General features: G+C 55.0%; 15 protein-coding genes. 6 read left to right on the top strand and 9 right to left on the bottom strand.

The genetic code is table 11. From position 1 onward, the window contains the following. Positions 1–8 precede the first annotated feature (8 nt). The 4 genes from OGV50_RS22525 to OGV50_RS22540 form a co-directional block, all read right to left on the bottom strand. Positions 9–938: a substrate-binding domain-containing protein gene (locus OGV50_RS22525; protein ID WP_012134754.1), complete on the bottom strand. Its 930-nt coding sequence runs from the start codon at positions 936–938 to the stop codon at positions 9–11. A gap of 39 nt (positions 939–977) precedes the next feature. Next, positions 978–1,964, bottom strand: coding sequence for an inositol 2-dehydrogenase (gene iolG / locus OGV50_RS22530; protein WP_012134755.1), 987 nt, complete (start codon positions 1,962–1,964; stop codon positions 978–980). Positions 1,965–2,279: 315 nt separating this feature from the next. Continuing rightward, the gene (gene iolD, locus OGV50_RS22535; RefSeq protein WP_200092782.1) at positions 2,280–4,205 is read right to left on the bottom strand and encodes a 3D-(3,5/4)-trihydroxycyclohexane-1,2-dione acylhydrolase (decyclizing); all 1,926 of its coding nucleotides are present in this window, start codon (positions 4,203–4,205) and stop codon (positions 2,280–2,282) included. Positions 4,206–4,216: 11 nt separating this feature from the next. Next, a complete protein-coding gene (locus OGV50_RS22540) occupies positions 4,217–5,722 on the bottom strand; it encodes a CoA-acylating methylmalonate-semialdehyde dehydrogenase (protein ID WP_200092780.1) in 1,506 nt (501 codons plus the stop codon). Positions 5,723–5,935: 213 nt separating this feature from the next. On the opposite strand from OGV50_RS22540, the gene OGV50_RS22545 reads away from it, so the two are divergent. After that, positions 5,936–6,769: a MurR/RpiR family transcriptional regulator gene (locus OGV50_RS22545; protein ID WP_047463948.1), complete on the top strand. Its 834-nt coding sequence runs from the start codon at positions 5,936–5,938 to the stop codon at positions 6,767–6,769. Between the two features lie 126 nt (positions 6,770–6,895). Here OGV50_RS22545 and OGV50_RS22550 read toward each other — a convergent pair whose 3' ends face one another. Together OGV50_RS22550 and OGV50_RS22555 are read right to left on the bottom strand one after the other, a co-directional pair. After that, complete coding sequence (locus tag OGV50_RS22550; RefSeq protein ID WP_024130874.1) at positions 6,896–7,582, bottom strand: RloB family protein; 687 nt, start codon at positions 7,580–7,582, stop codon at positions 6,896–6,898. Positions 7,583–7,597: 15 nt separating this feature from the next. Further along, positions 7,598–8,899, bottom strand: coding sequence for an AAA family ATPase (locus OGV50_RS22555; protein ID WP_200092778.1), 1,302 nt, complete (start codon positions 8,897–8,899; stop codon positions 7,598–7,600). 273 nt (positions 8,900–9,172) lie between these two features. Here OGV50_RS22555 and OGV50_RS22560 point away from each other — a divergent pair, with 273 nt between their 5' ends. Beyond that, complete coding sequence (locus tag OGV50_RS22560; RefSeq protein WP_012134762.1) at positions 9,173–9,529, top strand: KPN_00521 family repetitive protein; 357 nt, start codon at positions 9,173–9,175, stop codon at positions 9,527–9,529. Positions 9,530–9,620: 91 nt separating this feature from the next. Here the strand turns inward: OGV50_RS22560 and OGV50_RS22565 are convergent, their stop codons facing one another. Together OGV50_RS22565 and tctD are read right to left on the bottom strand one after the other, a co-directional pair. Beyond that, on the bottom strand, positions 9,621–11,033 hold the full coding sequence (locus OGV50_RS22565) for a sensor histidine kinase (RefSeq protein ID WP_200092774.1): 1,413 nt from the start codon (positions 11,031–11,033) through the stop codon (positions 9,621–9,623). After that, on the bottom strand, positions 11,020–11,688 hold the full coding sequence (gene tctD / locus OGV50_RS22570; RefSeq protein ID WP_286488788.1) for a transcriptional regulator TctD: 669 nt from the start codon (positions 11,686–11,688) through the stop codon (positions 11,020–11,022). Before tctD ends, OGV50_RS22565 begins: the two co-directional genes overlap by 14 nt. A 152-nt stretch (positions 11,689–11,840) precedes the next feature. Between tctD and OGV50_RS22575 the strand changes: the two genes are divergently transcribed. Genes OGV50_RS22575 through OGV50_RS22585 form a run of 3 tightly spaced genes read left to right on the top strand, consistent with a single transcriptional unit; the run spans position 11,841 to position 14,789 of the window. Then, a complete protein-coding gene (locus OGV50_RS22575; RefSeq protein ID WP_012134765.1) occupies positions 11,841–12,818 on the top strand; it encodes a Bug family tripartite tricarboxylate transporter substrate binding protein in 978 nt (325 codons plus the stop codon). Between the two features lie 11 nt (positions 12,819–12,829). After that, on the top strand, positions 12,830–13,264 hold the full coding sequence (locus tag OGV50_RS22580; RefSeq protein WP_175479745.1) for a tripartite tricarboxylate transporter TctB family protein: 435 nt from the start codon (positions 12,830–12,832) through the stop codon (positions 13,262–13,264). A gap of 10 nt (positions 13,265–13,274) precedes the next feature. Beyond that, positions 13,275–14,789, top strand: coding sequence for a tripartite tricarboxylate transporter permease (locus tag OGV50_RS22585; RefSeq protein ID WP_047461771.1), 1,515 nt, complete (start codon positions 13,275–13,277; stop codon positions 14,787–14,789). 36 nt (positions 14,790–14,825) lie between these two features. On the opposite strand, the gene OGV50_RS22590 is transcribed toward OGV50_RS22585, so the two are convergent. After that, the gene (locus OGV50_RS22590; RefSeq protein ID WP_227657325.1) at positions 14,826–16,301 is read right to left on the bottom strand and encodes an alpha/beta hydrolase; all 1,476 of its coding nucleotides are present in this window, start codon (positions 16,299–16,301) and stop codon (positions 14,826–14,828) included. 254 nt (positions 16,302–16,555) lie between these two features. Between OGV50_RS22590 and glaH the strand changes: the two genes are divergently transcribed. After that, positions 16,556–17,533: a glutarate dioxygenase GlaH gene (gene glaH, locus OGV50_RS22595; protein WP_200092771.1), complete on the top strand. Its 978-nt coding sequence runs from the start codon at positions 16,556–16,558 to the stop codon at positions 17,531–17,533. Positions 17,534–17,548: the final 15 nt, after the last annotated feature.

Raw genomic sequence — 17,548 nt, forward strand, 5'->3', positions numbered from 1 at the left:
CGGGCAAATCAGTTACCGGCTTCGCCGATACGCTCGGCCTGTTGCAGGTTCTCTTTGGTGATTAACGTCGGCGGATAATCCGCACCGGTGATGGCTTTCTTCTCACGCACGTTCGCAACCAGTTGGCTCATCGCCGTCTGTACCGCGAAACCCGGACGCTGATCCGCCGTCGCCGCCATCCAGCCGTCGCGCACCCGCGCCAGCGCTTCCGGCACCGCGTCAAATCCTGTCACCAGAATTTCGCCCGGTTTCACCCCCTGCCCCTGCAACGCTTCAATCGCGCCCAGCGCCATATCATCGTTGGCGGAGAGGATGACCTGCGGACGTTTTTTCAACGACGGCAGCACGCTTTCAACAATGCGCATTCCTTCCGAACGCATCCAGTTACCGGTCTGGTCAGCAACAATGCGGTACGTATCGCCCCCCGCCTTCAGGCTGTCGCGAATGCCTTTGGTGCGTTCAATATTGGAAGAAGAACCCGGCTGGCCGGTCAGCAGCACAATGTCCGCGCCGTCAGGAAATTTGCTTTTGACAAAGTCGCCAATGGCCTGGCCGCCCTTGTAGTTGTTCGCGCCAAAATGCGGAACCTGCTTCTGGCTATCGACGGAGCGATCGAGCGTCACCACCGGCAGCTTAGCGTCCTGAATCTCATCCACCGCGCTGGAAACTGCGTTGACATCATTCGGGGAGACGATGAATCCCTGGGCGCCACGGGTGATAGCGTTTTCCAGATCGGCAACCTGCTTCGGCGAACTTCCCTGCCCGTCCAGAACCTGTAGGCTGACGCCCATCTCTTTCGCGGCTTTCACCGCCGTGCGCTGCATGTGAACTTCAAACGGCATTGCCAGATTCGGCGTGCTGAAAACAATTTGTTCGTTCTCGGCCATTGCCGCCCCGGCTGTCATGGCGATGAAGGCGGCTAAAATCAGCTTTTTCATTGTTATGTCTCTCTGTGTAGGGTGTGTTGTTATGGAAAATCAGAGGAGAACTTCACGCTGGCTGTGCAATGACTCCAGCGCTTTATCAGCCAGATACAGCGCACGCTCACCGTCATCACCGCTGCACTCCGGCACTGCCTCACCGCGTAAGATGGCGACAAAGTGCTCCCACTCGGCGGCATAGGCAGCCTGATAACGTTGCAGGAAGAAATGCTCAGGCAGCGCGCTGGTGCAGCCGTTCTGGCCAAAGTGCTGCACCTGGTTTTCGAGGATATTGCCCGCCGTAAGCAGACCTTCGGAACCGTGCAGCTCCAGACGCTGGTCATAGCCATAAGACGAGCGACGGCTGTTAACGATGGTCGCCAGCGCGCCGGAGGCATACTTGAGCACGATAAACGCGGTGTCGATATCGCCTGCCGCGCCAATTGCCGGATCGACCAGATTGCTTCCCTGGGCGTAGACCGAAACAGGCTCTTCCCCCATGATGAAACGCGCCATATCGAAATCGTGGATGGTCATATCGCGGAACATCCCGCCGGAGACGCGCACATATTCCGCAGGCGGCGGAGAAGGATCGCGGGAGATAATCAGCAATGATTCCGGCTTGCCGATGCGCCCGCTCTGCGCCTCGGTTTTAACGCGGCGGAACTGTGGGTCGAAACGACGGTTAAAGCCGATAAACAGCGGCACGTCGAACTCTTTGACCACTTTCAGGCAGTCGCGCACGCGGGCAAGATCAAGATGTACGGGCTTTTCACAGAAAATGGCTTTGCCGTGGCGGGCGGCCAGTTCAATCAAATCGGCGTGGGTATCCGTGGCGGAGGCAATCAGCACGGCATGAACATCAGGATCGGTCATCGCCTCATCAAGACTTTGCTGACGGGCCTGATATTGTGTAGCCAGGCGGGAGGCAAAGGTCTCGTTCGGATCAACGACAGACCACAGGGTTGTCTCTTTGTGGGTTGCGATGTTAGCGGCATGTACCTGACCAATTCGGCCAGCTCCCAGTAAAGCAATGTTAAACATAACGGCTCCCGGTGTTGGTGAATGCGGTGAACTAACGACCCCTTAAATAAAACATTTATTTCATTTTTATAAATAGTGAAAATTATGTTTTTGCGCGCAAGTTAACATTCTTGTGATGATTGAGGTAAATTTTGTTATCAATCTCACAACACAACGATGGAGAAGATGCAGAGCCTGGCCCCCTTTCATTCAGAAAGAGGGCGAGGAATGAAAAAACAGGAAAAATGAAATGAAAATTTCGTTGTCGCAGGTTGCCGGATGGCGGCGCGAACGCCTTATCCGGCCTACGGGTTAGCGCCATCCGGCATTACTCACTCAATACTGACGCGCCTTTTTCACCTGATCGAACGTCTGCTCGGCGGCTTTTCGCACCGACGGTGAATCGGCCACCTGCGCATCGCCGGTGCGCCACCATGAAGCGTAATCGTGAGTCATCGTTTTTGGCAGCACTTTAATATCCAGCAGCGTCGGCCCCGGATGCGCGCGCGCCGCCTCCAGCGCCGTCAGCAGGCTCTGCTCATCATGTACCCGCCACGCCCGGCAGCCGTAGCTTTGCGCATTTTGGGCGAAATCAACCGCCACCAGCGGGCCGTCCAGCTGGCCGGATTGTGGTTGACGGGCGCGATTCTCGGTGCCAAAACTGCCCATCCCATGCCCCATTTGCAGGTTATTGATGCAGCCAAACCCGCCGTTATCAAACAGCAGGATGGTGATTTTTATCCCCTCCTGCACCGCCGTTTGCAGCTCGGAATGCAGCATCATGTACGAACCGTCGCCCACCATCGCATAGACCGGCAGCTGCGGCTTCGCGAGTTTCGCCCCAAGCGCGGCCGCAATTTCATACCCCATACAGGAATAGCCGTACTCCAGGTGGTAGCTGTCGGGCGTTTTCACCTGCCAGAGACGCTGCAAATCGCCCGGCAGCGATCCCGCCGCGCCGACCACAATGGCGTCATCCTCAATGTGCTGGTTGATAATCCCCAGAACGCGAGTCTGAGTCAGCCGCGTGTTCAGCGCTTCACTGTATTCCGCCAGTTGCGCATCAAGGTGCCCGGCAATTTCCGGCGCGTCATCCGGGCGCCACTGGCGAGACCACAGCCGGCGGCACTCCTCGTCCCAGGCCGATTTCGCCTGCGCCACCTCGTCTCCCCAGCCGCTGCGATAATCCTGAAGCCCTTCCGTCAGCGCCGTCAGACCGGCGCGGGCATCGGCCACCAGCGCCGTGGCGTCCAGTTTGAGGGCATCGAACTCGGCGACATTCAGCAGGAGAAATTCTACGTCCGGGTGTGCAAACAGCGCTTTCGAACCGGTAGTGAAATCGGTCAGACGCGTGCCGACGCCGATAACCAGATCGGCCTGCGGCGCAAGCTGGTTTGCCGCCAGCCCGCCGGTAACGCCAATACCGCCCAGATTCAGCGGATGGTCGCTGACCAGCGCGCCTTTCCCGGCCTGCGTTTCCGCAAACGGCAGGTGCAGGTTTTCCACAAACTGACGAAACGCGTCGTGCGCGCCGGAATAACGCACCCCGCCGCCGCAAACCACCAGCGGGCGGCGTTTACGGGCAATCAGCGCCCGCGCCTGCGCCAGCCGGTGTGGGTCCGGCGGTCGTCTTTCAATATGGTGAACGCGACGGGCAAAGAAACTCTGCGGGTAATCCCAGGCTTCGCCCTGCACATCCTGCGGTAAACAGATCGTCACCGCGCCGGTATCAGCCGGATCGGTCAGGGTGCGCATGGCGTTAAGCATCGCGCTCATCAACTGTTCCGGGCGGTTGATACGATCCCAGTAGCGCGAAACCGGGCGAAAGCAGTCGTTGGTGCTGATACTGAGATCGTGGTACTGCTCAATTTGCTGTAATACCGGGTCCGGCTGGCGGCTGGCGTAGATATCGCCCGGCAACAGCAGCAGCGGAATACGGTTCGCCGTCGCCGTGGCCGCCGCCGTCACCATATTGGCCGCGCCTGGCCCTACCGAAGAGGTGACGGCGTAAATGCGCTGGCGACGGTGCTGTTTCGCGAACCCTGTCGCCATGTGCGCCATTCCCTGTTCATTACAGCCCTGATGCACCCGCAAGTGCCCGGCGTCCTGCTCCAGCGCCTGCCCGATGCCGAGTACGTTGCCGTGGCCGAAGATGGTCGCCACGCCTTCGATGAACGGCATCTCCTGCCCGTCTACATCGACGTACTGTTGGTTGAGAAACTTGACCAGCGCCTGCGCCATGGTCATACGTACGGTTGTCATAAGTCCCTCCGTCAGCCCAGCGTTGGCATGGAGAACGCGGCGCCGCTATCCTGCTGCATCTCCGGCCAGCGGGCGGTAACAGTTTTCATGCGGGTATAAAAACGCACGCCGTCATTACCATGAACGTTAAGCGGACCAAAAATAGACCGTTTCCAGCCGCCGAAGCTGTGGAACGCCATCGGCACCGGAATCGGCACGTTAACGCCGACCATCCCGGCCTGCACCTCTTCACAGAAACGACGCGCGCAGCCGCCGTCGCGGGTAAAGATCGCCGTCCCGTTGCCATATTCGTGGCGATTAATCAGATCCACCGCGCTGGCGTAATCCTTCACCCGCACCACGGAGAGTACCGGGCCAAAGATCTCTTCTTTGTAAATCGTCATCTCAGGCGTGACGTTATCAAACAAGGTCGGCCCGACGAAAAAGCCCTGTTCGTGGCGCTTCACGCTAAAGCCGCGACCATCCACCCGCAGCCGCGCGCCCTGCACCTCGCCGCTGTCGATATAGCCCAGCACTTTACTGCGATGTGCGGCGGAGATCAGCGGGCCCATCTCATTTTCCGGCGTTTGATCAAGCCCCGGCCCAACGCGTAACGCGGCGATCTGCGTTTCCAGCCGCGCGCAAAGTTCGTCCGCCGTGTTATCCCCCACCGCCAGCACCACGGAGAGCGCCATACAGCGCTCGCCCGCCGCACCATACGCCGCGCCCATAATCGCATTGGTTGCCATATTCATGTCGGCGTCCGGCATCAGAATGCAGTGGTTTTTCGCCCCGCCCAACGCCTGACAGCGTTTGCCGTGCGCCGACGCCGTCTGATAAATATATTCTGCAATCGGCGTCGAGCCGACAAAACTGACGGCCTGAACGCGCGGATCGGTCAGCAGAACATCCACCGCTTCTTTATCGCCCTGCACGACGTTAAAAACGCCATCCGGCAGACCGGCCTCTTTCAGCAGTTTTGCCAGCGCAAGCGGCAGCGAGGGATCTTTTTCCGACGGCTTAAGCACAAAGGTATTGCCGGTAGCCAGCGCGATGGGGAACATCCACATCGGCACCATCGCCGGGAAGTTGAACGGGGTGATCCCGGCGCACACGCCCAGAGGCTGCATCAGTGAATGGCTGTCAACACCGGTGCCGACATTCGCCGAATGTTCGCCTTTTTGCAGGTGTGGAATGCCGCAGGCAAACTCGACCACTTCCAGACCGCGCGTCAGTTCGCCCACCGCATCAGAATACACTTTGCCATGTTCTTCACTGACCAGCCGGGCGAGCGAATCCATGTTCTGCTCCAGCAGCGCTTTAAAACGAAACAGCACTCGCACGCGTTTCAGCGGCGACTGCCTTGACCAGGCGGCAAACGCCTGCTGCGCAGCGGCAATGGCTCGCTCCGTTTCCTGCGCCGTGCTCATCACCACCTGACGAATTTGCTCGCCCGTGGCGGGGTTGAAGATCGCCTGAACGCGCTGGCCTGAGCCTGTAACACATTCGCCGTGAATAAAATTCGCTACCGTCTCCATCCTGAACCTCTCGCTGTTAATACGTGACTGTTACCCGAACACTGTATATGAAACAAACGTTCTATTTTAAGTTGAAATAAAATAAATATTGATTATTGTGATCAGGAATGGATTTTTATGTTAACAGGCTGCATCGCCGGGCCGGATGTATCGCTAACATTTAAAATGTACGGTTTTGCGTTTAGAATCAGAAAACTAAGTATGGGGGATAACATGACGACAGCATCCAGTCTGAGCGAGCTACAGCAGCAAATTCGCGACCGTTACGATAGTCTCAGTAAACGATTGCAGCAGGTGTCCCGCTATGTGCTGGATAACACTAACAGCGTAGCGTTCGATACCGTCGCCGTCATCGCCGAGCGGGCGGACGTGCCGCCATCGACGCTTATCCGTTTCGCCAACGCGTTTGACTTCACCGGTTTCAACGAAATGAAACAACTGTTTCGTATGAACCTGGTGGAAGAAACGGCCAGCTACAGCGATCGCGCGCGGCTGTTCAGAGAGATGGAGAGCGAATCCGTACCGGAAACGCCGTTAGACATCCTGCAAGAATTTGCCCGTTCGAATGCTCAGGCGCTGCAACAGCTGGCGTCGCGTACCGATCCCGACATGCTGCAACGCGCCGTTCAATTACTGGCGGAGGCCGATACGATTTATATCGCTGGCCTGCGGCGCTCTTTTAGCGTGGCCGCCTATCTGACTTACGCGCTCAGCCACCTTGAATGCCGCCCAATACTGCTTGATGGCATGGGGGGTATGCTGCGAGAGCAAATCAGCCGAATCAAGAGTCGCGATATCGTTATCTCCATCAGCTTTTCCCCTTATGCAGAAGAGACGGTCATGGTCAGCGAAACCGCAGCCAGCGTCGGCGCAAAGCAAATTGTCATTACCGACAGTCAGATAAGCCCACTGGCGACCTTCAGCGATCTCTGCTTTGTAGTCAAAGAAGCGCAGGTAGACGCTTTTCGCTCACAATCCGCGACGCTTTGTCTGGTGCAGTCATTGGTTGTCGCTCTGGCTTACAGGCAGGGAAACAGTCATAAATAATCGTTAAGGCGTGGACGAAGATAATATTGCTTAAAATAGCGTTATTTTTTGATCATGCGTTAATTCAATATGCCCCTTTACAGGGGCACAAACGCAATGCTTTTCGTGTGCAGTGTTACTCTTTATTTATCTTTTCGCTGGCGCGAAAACTTTTTCATGTAAATCCAGATATAACTCATCAATCTGCGTAAACGGATTGATACAATCGTTCTTCTCAAGCCATGCTCTGAGCCTGGCGCTTTCCTCACACGCCTTAAGACCATTTTTCTTTATTAGGCTATAGAGTCCATTATACTTTTCGCTATAATCTTTCAAATGCGTATTTTTAAGGTATTCCTTGCAGTTCTGTGCCGCGCTTTTATTTGCTTTAACAAATGGCCGTCTTAACACTTCATAATGGAGTAAAAACCAGACCTCGATGCAGGGATCAGAACGCAGGATCTTCGCCTGAGGATACCGGTCGCCACCAAGGGACTTTTTACGCCGTGAAAAAGTATGTTCTTTTAACATACTGGATGCCAGGTCAATATCTTTCCCAAACTCATCCGTATCAATTAGGCAATAAATCAGCTCAAATTCAAGATCCTGCTCATAAAGATCAATGGCGGTGCGTACAACGCTACTTGGGTTTGAATGGCGCCCAGGTTCAATATAAACGTCTGTATTCGCTATTTTAAGGTCTTTAACCATATCCTTAAAATAGGTTGGTTCGGTCTCCGTACCTTCGCAAACGATCAGGGTTTTCTTACGCTCAGATTTAACTTTACCGCTGCCTCGTTTTTTCAATGCAGAAGGAGAAATTAACTCTTTCATTTTCCTGGCCATCATTCACCCCAAAAAAGGAACGCCACCAAATTTACCCAAATCCCAGCCTTTTATAATAGAGTCCTCAAACCTGGGGGCAAAATCGCTCAGTGGATAAAGCACGGTTTCAAGCTCGCTATTTTTCTCCAGGAACCATATTTGATCCCGTCTGACGAGTTTTTCCGTATCTAATAGAACGTTTGAATGCGTTGTGAGAATCAGCTGCAAAAGACGTTCAGAGTGTTTGACCATTAACTCAAAAATCGCTCTGACGATATAAGGGTGGAGCGATGATTCAAACTCATCAAGAACCAGTACGCTTTTTTCACCGACCTCACAGCACAGTAAAAGAATGCCTGATAGATCGAATAACTTCTTCGTTCCCGAAGATAATCTTTCATAAGGGATGTTTTTCTTGATACCGCTGGACGTCGTATGTTCTAAAACAATTTGAAAACCGACATCGCTCAATATCATTTTTTTCATTTCTTCTGGCATCTCATCAGGTAACGTCACATTCTTTTTCGTTACCGAAATATCAGAAATAGAAAGATCAAACTTGTTTAAAAACTCAAGTATTTTATTTTTTTTCTGTTCATCGCCATCAGCCAGATCGTCTAAAAAAGAGTATCTGGATGCCATTCGGAAAACATCATCATTGCGATTACTGGATACAATTAAATCGCCTCTGAACCAGTTAATAAACTCATCCAGTTGTGAGACATCATAAGCATGCAGAATGGATACGAATGGCGAGCGTTTGCTGTTATTGGCTTTTTCTATCGCCACTTCATACGTTTTTTTATCTATCTGCAACGATGGGCAGTAGTATTCGAATTCATTGGTTTCAGCATTATATACTCTGGAGATAATCGTCTTCGGTCTTACCCCTTTTTTTGAGTAAACCCATAAACCTTCAGCTTCTATCGCGTCTGTACCGATAGATAACGTATACTGATATCGTTCACCGGTCGTGCCGATAAAACTGATCTCAAAATCAGTAGGCGCGGTTAACTGTTCCTCATCAAAAATAAATTTAGGTATTTCTCTGTCGATAAACCGCGTTCTTATTGAATCATTCTGTGAACTATCAGCAAATCCTCTAAGGATGTAGGATTGCAGAAAATCTAAAGCTTCAACAAAACTACTTTTGCCCGCGCCGTTAGCACCATAAATGACTGCGACCTTATTAATCAGCAGATCATCAAAATGCTCAGCTGTTGCCGTCGTCTCTGGATGCTCTTTATAAGATTTTTTAGCAGCCATCGATAAAGTTTGTTTTTGGCTAAAAACTTTAAAATTCTGCACTGAAAATTCAATAAGCATTTATAACTCCTTTTTTTGTGAAAAAATCACAAATTTTCCGGTTAAAGCCTATCACGCAACCTTCCCGATTGCCAGATCAACGTTGTCTGATTGTCAACCCATATGACCGCTTATCACGGCAGTTTCTACAATATTCACAACCCCCTACGGAGCCCCCGTCTCTCCCGCCGTCAGACCTCATTGATTCAATTACAGTTTATTCCTAAAGCCACCGCCTTTCTGCCGTGTCATGCTTAACCACGCATATAACTGATAACGTTAAGCGAGGTTCTTATGAAAAAAACAATGATCGCCTTATCTGCACTTCTGCTGGCTTCCCCTGTTTTTGCTGCGACCACACACGCGACCGATAACGACGTTGCAGCCGCTCATGAAAGCGCAAATACCGCCAAAGAGAAACTGCACCAGGCGCAGAATCAGGGTGAAGAGCTGAAACTGAAATCTGAACATGCCGCTGAAGGTAAAAGCGACAACCTGAGCAGTAAAGTGAGCGAAGGCTCGCAGAAGGCCTGGAATAAGACCAAAGAAGGCACCGAAAAAGGCTGGAATGCCACGAAAGAAGGTGCTGAGAAAGGCTGGAACAAAACCAAAGAAGGCGCAGCAGAACTTGAGAAAAAAGTCAGCGAATAATTTTGCCTGACATGAGAAAAAAGCCGCTAATGCGGCTTTTTTTATTCCCGCGAATCACCCTTTATCCGGCCTGCGATGATGACGTTTTTATTTACTGCGCCGTCGTTAAAAACCGCACCCGCACACGCAGACCGCCCAGCGTTTCACTGCGCGACAGCTGTGGATGGGTACGGTGCAGGCGGGCGATGTCGTTGACCAGCGCCAGACCGATCCCCGCCCCGCTCTCATTCCCCACGTTAGCAAGCCGATGAAACGGCATCAGCGCCTGCGGGATCTGCTCAGCGTCAATCCCTGGCCCACTGTCTTCCACCACCAGAACAACAGCCTCGCCATCCCGCAATAGCCGTGCCGTTACCGTTCCCTGCGACGGCGTATATTTCAGCGCATTATCCAGCAAATTCGCGCACAGCTCGCCGAGCAAAACGTCATCCCCTTCAATCCACACCGCCTTTTGCTCACCTTCATACCCCAGATCGATAGCCTTGCTGCGCGCCTGCGCCAGACGGCTAAAACAGCTCATCTGCACCACCTCATACAGATTAACCGGCAAGAACTGTCGCTCCCCCTGCTCTTTACGTTTCACCGCCGACAGTTGCAACAGCCGCTCCGTCAGCAAAATCGTGCTATCCAGCGTCGCGCTCATCGCCCGCAAACTTTCGTGCCACTGCTGCGGCTGTTGACTGGCTAACGCCACCGCCGCCTGCGTTTTCAACACGGCCAGCGGCGTTTTTAACTGATGGGACGCATCGGCGCTAAAGCGTTCCTGACGGGAGATCAGCGCGCGCAGGCGATCAATGTAGCGGTTAAAGGCGACGATCAGCAGCCGGGTCTCTGACCAGGGCAACAGTTCCGGCAAGGGCGTCAGCAGGCCCGGTTCACGACGCACCATCAGCGAGGAGAGCTGGCGCATCGGCTTCAGAATGCGTCGCAGCAGCCAGCCAACGAGAATCAATGTCAGCAGCACCAGCAGCCCTTGCGACACCCATGAGGAGAACAGCAGTTGCCCGGCCAGATAGCGCCGGGACTGTAGCGTCTCGGCAACGTAGATCTCCGCCATCCCGAATATCGCCCCTTCATTTACCGGCTGGAGCAGACGCGCCACGCGGATCGCCTGTCCGCGATACTGGGTGTGATAAAACCACGCCAGCGCCGGGTAGAGCCGGGTTCGCGAGGTGGAAGGCGGCATCGCGGGCAGATCGTCATAACCGGAGATCACCTTGCCGCCCGGGTCCACGACTTTGTAATAGAGACGGTCGTTCATGTTGAGTTCAAAGCTGTCGAGCACCACCCAGGGGACATTCACCTCCAGCTTGTCGTGGCGCACCACCAGCCGTTCCGCCACCGTTCTCGCAGAAGAGAGCAGCGTCCTGTCATAAGCCTGCGTCGCGGCCTGTAGCGCGCTAACGTAGCTGTTAAATGCCGACAATCCCCACAACAGCACCAGCGGCAATCCGAGGAACAACAACAGTTGCAGGTACAGCGACTGGGGTTTAGCCCACCTCATCGCCGCACTCCAGCACGTAACCCAGCCCACGCAGGGTGGTGATCCGCACGTTACTGCCCTGCAATTTTTTCCGCAGACGATGGATATAGAGTTCGATGCTCTCCGGGCTGACCTCATCGCTCAGGCTGAAGATCTGTTCAAACAGCTGCTGGCGCGACACCGGTCGCGTTCTGCGGTACATCAATACCGTCAGCAACGCCTGCTCACGCGGGGTCAGCGCCAGCGGCTGCGCCTGAAGCAAAAAGTAACCTTCATCGTGAAACGCCAGATCGCCAAGCTGCTGCAACTCCTGCACCTGACCCGCGCTGCGCCGCAGTAATGCCCGCAGCCGCGCATCAAGTTCTTCAATCTCAAACGGTTTTGGCAGATAGTCATCCGCTCCGACGTTCAGCCCTTTCACCCGATCCGCCACCGCGCTGCGCGCCGTCAGCACCGGCAGCGTTTGTCCACGCTTGCGCAGGCGCTGCACTACTTCCAGTCCGTCCAGCCCCGGCATGTTGATGTCGAGCACCGCCAGCGCATAGGTCTCAGTGTGCAGAAGATGATCGGCCGCCTGGCCATCAAATACGCAGTCCACGGCAAAACCGTTCTGCACCAGCGCTTTTTCCAGCCAGTGAGCCAGTTCACGGTTATCTTCCGCTAATAAGAGACGCATATCACATCCTGTAAAGTTTCTGCCGCATTGAAAGGGAATTGAAAGGTTATTGTTTTAACAATCACGCAACCGAACTGCTACATGTCGGCTCACATAATCACAAAAATCTTCTTCCGTATCTGAAAACTCGGACGTCCGCGTGAGGATAAACAATGAAAAAACAATTACTTCGTGCCCTTACTGCAAGCGTTTTACTGATGAGCACCGCTGTACTGGCGCAGGACGCGCCGTCGCGTACTGAGTGTATCGCCCCGGCCAAACCCGGCGGCGGGTTTGACCTCACCTGTAAGCTGATTCAGGTGAGCATGATGGAAACCGGCGCTATCGAAAAACCGATGCGCGTCACCTACATGCCGGGCGGCGTCGGCGCGGTCGCCTATAACGCTATCGTCGCCCAGCGACCTGGCGAACCGGGGACGGTCGTCGCCTTCTCCGGCGGCTCGCTGCTTAATCTGTCGCAGGGGAAATTTGGTCGTTACGGCGTGGATGACGTGCGCTGGCTGGCGAGCGCCGGTACTGATTACGGCATGATCGCCGTGCGCGCCGACTCCCCGTGGAAGTCGCTAAAAGATCTGCTCGCCGCGATGGAGAAAAATCCTGACAGCGTGGTGATTGGCGCTGGCGCATCGATTGGCAGCCAGGACTGGATGAAGTCGGCGCTGCTGGCGCAAAAGGCCAATGTCGATCCGCACAAGATGCGCTACGTGGCGTTTGAAGGCGGCGGCGAACCGGTCACTGCGCTGATGGGCAACCATGTGCAGGTGGTTTCCGGCGATCTCAGTGAAATGGTGCCTTACCTGAGCGGCGATAAAATTCGCGTGCTGGCGGTATTTTCTGAAGAACGCCTGCCGGGTCAGTTAGCCAACGTCCCGACCGCCAAAGAGCAAGGATACGACCTGGTCTGGCCGATCATTCGCGGCTTCTACGTGGGGCCAAAAGTCAGCGATGCCGACTACCAGTGGTGGGTAGAGACCTTCCAAAAGCTCCAGCAGACCGACGAGTTTAAAAAGCAGCGTGAGTTGCGCGGCCTGTTTGCATTCGACATGACCGGCAAGCAGCTTGACGACTACGTCAAAAAGCAGGTCGCCGATTACCGCGAGCAGGCGAAAGCCTTCGGCCTCGCAAAATAAACCTGGAGGCAATCATGAGCGATCGTATTTTTGCAGGTATCTGGCTGTTGCTCTGCGTTGCCGGGCTGTTCATCGCCTGGCAGATTCAGAGTGAATACAGCTACGAACCGGTCGGCCCTCGCCCGTTTCCGCTGGGCATTATCGGTCTGATGGCGCTCTGCGCGCTGGCGCTGTTATTGCGTCATCCCGATACCGTTAGCTGGCCTCACCACCATGTGCTGCAAAAGCTGCTCACGATGGTGATTGTCCTGCTGATGTACGCCTGGGGATTTGAGTGGCTGGGCTTCCCGATTGCCACCGCCATTCTCACCCTGGTCATCGGCATTCTGTTCGGCGCAACAATCCCGGCTGCGGGTATTTCCGGCGCGGTTCTCGGCATCCTGCTGTGGTATGCCTTCGACCGTCTGCTTGACGTCACCTTACCTCTCGGCGCCTGGCTGAGTTAACGGAGAAACGATGGATACCTGGATATATCTTTCTCAGGGTTTTGCGGTGGCAATGACGCCGGAAAACCTGGTGATCGCGCTGATCGGCTGCTTCGTCGGCACCATTGTCGGCCTGCTGCCGGGTCTTGGCCCGATTAACGGCGTGGCGATTTTACTGCCGCTGGCTTTCGCCCTGCATCTGCCTGCGGAGTCCGCGCTGATCCTGCTGGCTACGGTTTATATCGGCTGTGAATACGGCGGGCGTATTTCGTCGATTCTGCTCAACGTGCCCGGCGATGCGGCGGCGATCATGACCGCGCTCGACGGTTATCCGATGGCGCAACAGGGGCGCGGCGGCGTCGCGCTTTCCATCTCGGCGGTCAGTTCGTTTTTTGGATCGCTTATCGCCATCGGCGGGATCATCCTGTTCGCGCCGTTGCTGGCGCAATGGTCGCTGGCGTTTGGCCCGGCGGAATACTTTGCGCTGATGGTCTTTGCCATCGCCTGCCTCGGCAGCATGATGGCGCAAAATCCACTGAAATCATTTCTGGCAGCGCTGATCGGTCTGGGTCTGGCAACCGTCGGCGTAGACGCCAACACCGGGGTTTATCGCTTTACTTTTGACAGCGTACATCTCTCCGACGGTGTGCAGTTCATCGTGGTGGTGATCGGTTTGTTCTCTGTCTCAGAAATTCTATTAATGCTGGAACATACCAGCAGCGGCCAGAAACTGGTACGCAAAACCGGGCGCATGTTGTTTAACGCCAAAGAAGGGGCGCAGTGCGTGGGCGCAACGTTACGCTCATCGGTGATTGGCTTCTTCGTCGGCGTGCTGCCGGGCGCAGGCGCCACCATCGCCAGCGCCATCACCTACATGACCGAGAAGAAGATCAGCGGCAACAGCGACAACTTCGGTAAAGGCGATATCCGTGGCGTGGCGGCACCGGAAGCCGCGAACAACGCGTCGGCCTGCGGTTCATTCATCCCCATGCTGACCCTCGGCGTACCGGGTTCCGGCACCACGGCGGTAATGATGGGAGCGCTGACGCTGTATAACATCACGCCAGGGCCTGCGATGTTCACCGAACAGCCGGATATCGTCTGGGGTCTGATCGCCGCGCTGCTGATCGCCAACGTGATGCTGCTGGTCATGAACATCCCGCTGATTGGCATGTTCACCCGCATGCTGACCATCCCGCTGTGGTTCCTTGTCCCGGCGATTGCCGCCGTGTCTGCGGTCGGCGTGTACGCGGTACACAGCACTACGTTCGATCTGGTGCTGATGGTGGCGCTCGGCATACTGGGCTACATTCTGCGCAAAATGCACTTCCCCATGTCGCCGCTGATCCTCGGCTTTGTGCTGGGCGAAATGCTGGAGCAGAACCTGCGCCGCGCGCTCTCTATCAGCAACGGCAATATGGCGATTTTATGGGAGAGCGGTGTGACGAAAGCGCTGCTGACGATGGCGATAGCGGTGATTGTCATCCCGCCGCTGCTGCGCCTTATTCGCAAGCGCAACAGCAAGCCGCAGGTGGATATCGGCTAACGGATTGCCGGATGGTGTTGCGCCATCCGGCAATCATCACTGTCGCGCCTCAATCCGCTGTAGCATATACGGGAAGAAAGGATTCGACGTCACGCGCATCAGCGTATCCAGCCCCACCGCCAGCGTGGACGTTTCCCCGCGCAGCGCGATAGTCCCGATACTGATTCCATAGCGGTTCAGTTCGTCCGGTTGCAGACCATACAGCGAATCGCTGAGCGGAAACGGCACCGCCACATGCGACAGCGAATACATCTCCTGCGGCCAGGCCAACGGTAACGGCTGAACCTGCTCCACATGCTCCCCGGCCGGGGTATCGCGCGCCACGACATTCAGCGTTTCCGGCGTCGCATTCGTGATAATTGTCGTGCGATAGTTGCGCGGCGCAGGCGGTAACAACTGAGTAATGGCGGTATACGATGAGGTGCGCAACAGCGGACGCAGACTGGCGGCCTGATTGATATCGAACAACACCAGCTCACTGCCGTTATTGCCCAGCCAGCGATAGAACGACGCCACCACCGCACGGGTGCTCACCGTGGAATCCATAATTGACTGGAAGGTCAACACCGGCGGCAGTTCGTTAAGGCGGGAGCTTCGCGCATCCCGCGAAATCTGCTGTTGTAATGCTTTTGTCAGCAGATAAGACTGACGCGCGGCGTTAACCGGAAACGAGTTATATTTGAACGGATTATATTCTGGCGTGACGTTCAACCACGCCGCTTTGGCAAACGCTGGAAAGAGCGCAGGTAAACCCGCCAGTCCGGCAAAACGGGCGAATGCCGTCACGCCGATCATCGGCGACAGCAGGATAAGCTGCTGAGGACGCCGCAACGTGTTGTCTTCCAGCGCGTCCAGCGTGTACTTGAGCGCCAGCGCCCCACCGTTTGAGTAGCCCACCAGATGCAACGGCACATCTCGCCCCGCAAGCCGCGTCGCTTCCCGAACCGCCAGCCGCGAGGCGGCAAGCCACTGTTCCCACTCCACCGCCGTTAACGCGCCGGGCGCAGTGCCGTGCCCAGGCAGACGCGGCACAACGGCGATAAAGCCACGCTGCTGATAATCCTTAGCAACGTATTTCATGCTGTAGGGCGAATCCGTTAAGCCATGCAGTAACACGGCGACGCCACGCGGTTTACCCTGCGGCATGAGGACGTACGAGCGGTTGCCGTTAGGCGAAAACTGCGGCGGCCAGACCCGGCTGTTATGGTAAAAACGGTTGATGGGCGTCTGCTCATCCGGCTTCAGCTTATCCGTCACCCCGGTTTTCAGATGGCTAAACAGCGCCTCTTCCCGCGCCAGGTACTGCGAAAAAGTGGCCTTATCCAGCGCTTTGGCAGACATTTCGCTACCGGTCCAGGTATGCCAGAGATGAAGATCGGGCCCGCTTTCTGTCTGGTAAACCCGCACGCCAAGAAAAACGATCAGGACCACAAGCAGCGTCAACGCCACATGCCTGATGAGCGATGCCAGTCCGGTACTCATCCATTTAAGGCGTCGGAATAGATTTTTTATCAATGGCTTAATCCCTGTCTCCCGCTCATCTGCTATTTCACAAACAGAATCAGTTTAGGTTGCGGATGTAAATCCTGTCTCATTTCTTAATCCCTGATATTTATAATGTTAAATATTTGTTGTTTTTGATCACAAAAATTAAACAAATCGTCAGTTTTGTATGCGTTTATAAAAAATGTAGATATTTTTAGTTTATGGCTACGAAATGAGCATCGCCATGTCTCCCTGACCATTTACTGAGAGGATCGATTCTGATGAATGCACTGACCGCCGTAAAAACAAATGCTGATAGTGTCACCCGCAGCGACGCCGGATTTACCTTCGCCCCTTCCGTACAGTCGCCGCGTCTGCTGGAACTGACCTTTAGCGCAAAAACGACGGCGCAATTTTTGCAGCAGGTGGAACAGTGGCCGGTACAGGCGCTGGAATACAAATCCTTTTTACGTTTTAAGGTCGGTCAGATCCTCGACGCCTTATGTGGCAACCAGCTACAGCCGCTGCTTATTAAAACGCTGCTGAACCGCGCCGAAGGCGCACTGCTGATCAACGCCGAAGGGATCGACAACGTAGAACAGGCTGACGAGATGGTCAAGCTGGCGACGGCGGTGGCGCACCTTATCGGGCGCTCTAATTACGATGCGATGAGCGGCCAGTACTACGCGCGCTTTGTGGTGAAGAACGTCGATAATTCAGACAGCTACCTGCGACAACCGCACCGCGTGATGGAGCTGCATAACGACGGCACCTACGTTGAGGAAGTTACCGACTACGTGCTGATGATGAAAATCGACGAACAAAATATGGCGGGCGGAAATTCACTGTTGCTACACCTTGATGACTGGGAGCATCTGGAGCGCTTTTTCAGCCACCCGCTGGCGCGTCGCTCCATGCGTTTTGCCGCGCCGCCGAGCAAAAACGTCAGCCACGATGTTTATCATCCGGTATTTGACGTTGACCAGCAGGGGCGCCCGGTCATGCGCTATATCGACCAGTTCGTCCAGCCAAAAGATTTTGAAGAGGGCGTCTGGCTCAGCGATCTCTCCGATGCGCTGGAAACCAGCAAAAACATCCTCTCTGTTCCGGTGCCGGTCGGTAAATTCCTGTTGATTAACAACCTGTTCTGGCTGCACGGGCGCGATCGTTTTACGCCACACCCGGATCTGCGCCGTGAACTGATGCGCCAGCGCGGTTATTTCGCTTATTCCACCCGTTGCTACCAGACTCATCAATAAGCGCGGTCAGACGAA

The organism is Citrobacter sp. CK180, from assembly GCF_030333655.1.
GTDB classification, from domain to species: Bacteria; Pseudomonadota; Gammaproteobacteria; order Enterobacterales; family Enterobacteriaceae; genus Citrobacter_B; species Citrobacter_B koseri.

Coding starts and splice junctions, on each gene's coding strand:
- OGV50_RS22525 (WP_012134754.1), bottom strand. CDS start 938: ATGAAAAAGCTGATTTTAGCCGCCTTCATCGCCATGACAGCCGGGGCG.
- iolG (WP_012134755.1), bottom strand. CDS start 1,964: ATGTTTAACATTGCTTTACTGGGAGCTGGCCGAATTGGTCAGGTACAT.
- iolD (WP_200092782.1), bottom strand. CDS start 4,205: ATGACAACCGTACGTATGACCATGGCGCAGGCGCTGGTCAAGTTTCTC.
- OGV50_RS22540 (WP_200092780.1), bottom strand. CDS start 5,722: ATGGAGACGGTAGCGAATTTTATTCACGGCGAATGTGTTACAGGCTCA.
- OGV50_RS22545 (WP_047463948.1), top strand. CDS start 5,936: ATGACGACAGCATCCAGTCTGAGCGAGCTACAGCAGCAAATTCGCGAC.
- OGV50_RS22550 (WP_024130874.1), bottom strand. CDS start 7,582: ATGAAAGAGTTAATTTCTCCTTCTGCATTGAAAAAACGAGGCAGCGGT.
- OGV50_RS22555 (WP_200092778.1), bottom strand. CDS start 8,899: ATGCTTATTGAATTTTCAGTGCAGAATTTTAAAGTTTTTAGCCAAAAA.
- OGV50_RS22560 (WP_012134762.1), top strand. CDS start 9,173: ATGAAAAAAACAATGATCGCCTTATCTGCACTTCTGCTGGCTTCCCCT.
- OGV50_RS22565 (WP_200092774.1), bottom strand. CDS start 11,033: ATGAGGTGGGCTAAACCCCAGTCGCTGTACCTGCAACTGTTGTTGTTC.
- tctD (WP_286488788.1), bottom strand. CDS start 11,688: ATGCGTCTCTTATTAGCGGAAGATAACCGTGAACTGGCTCACTGGCTG.
- OGV50_RS22575 (WP_012134765.1), top strand. CDS start 11,841: ATGAAAAAACAATTACTTCGTGCCCTTACTGCAAGCGTTTTACTGATG.
- OGV50_RS22585 (WP_047461771.1), top strand. CDS start 13,275: ATGGATACCTGGATATATCTTTCTCAGGGTTTTGCGGTGGCAATGACG.
- glaH (WP_200092771.1), top strand. CDS start 16,556: ATGAATGCACTGACCGCCGTAAAAACAAATGCTGATAGTGTCACCCGC.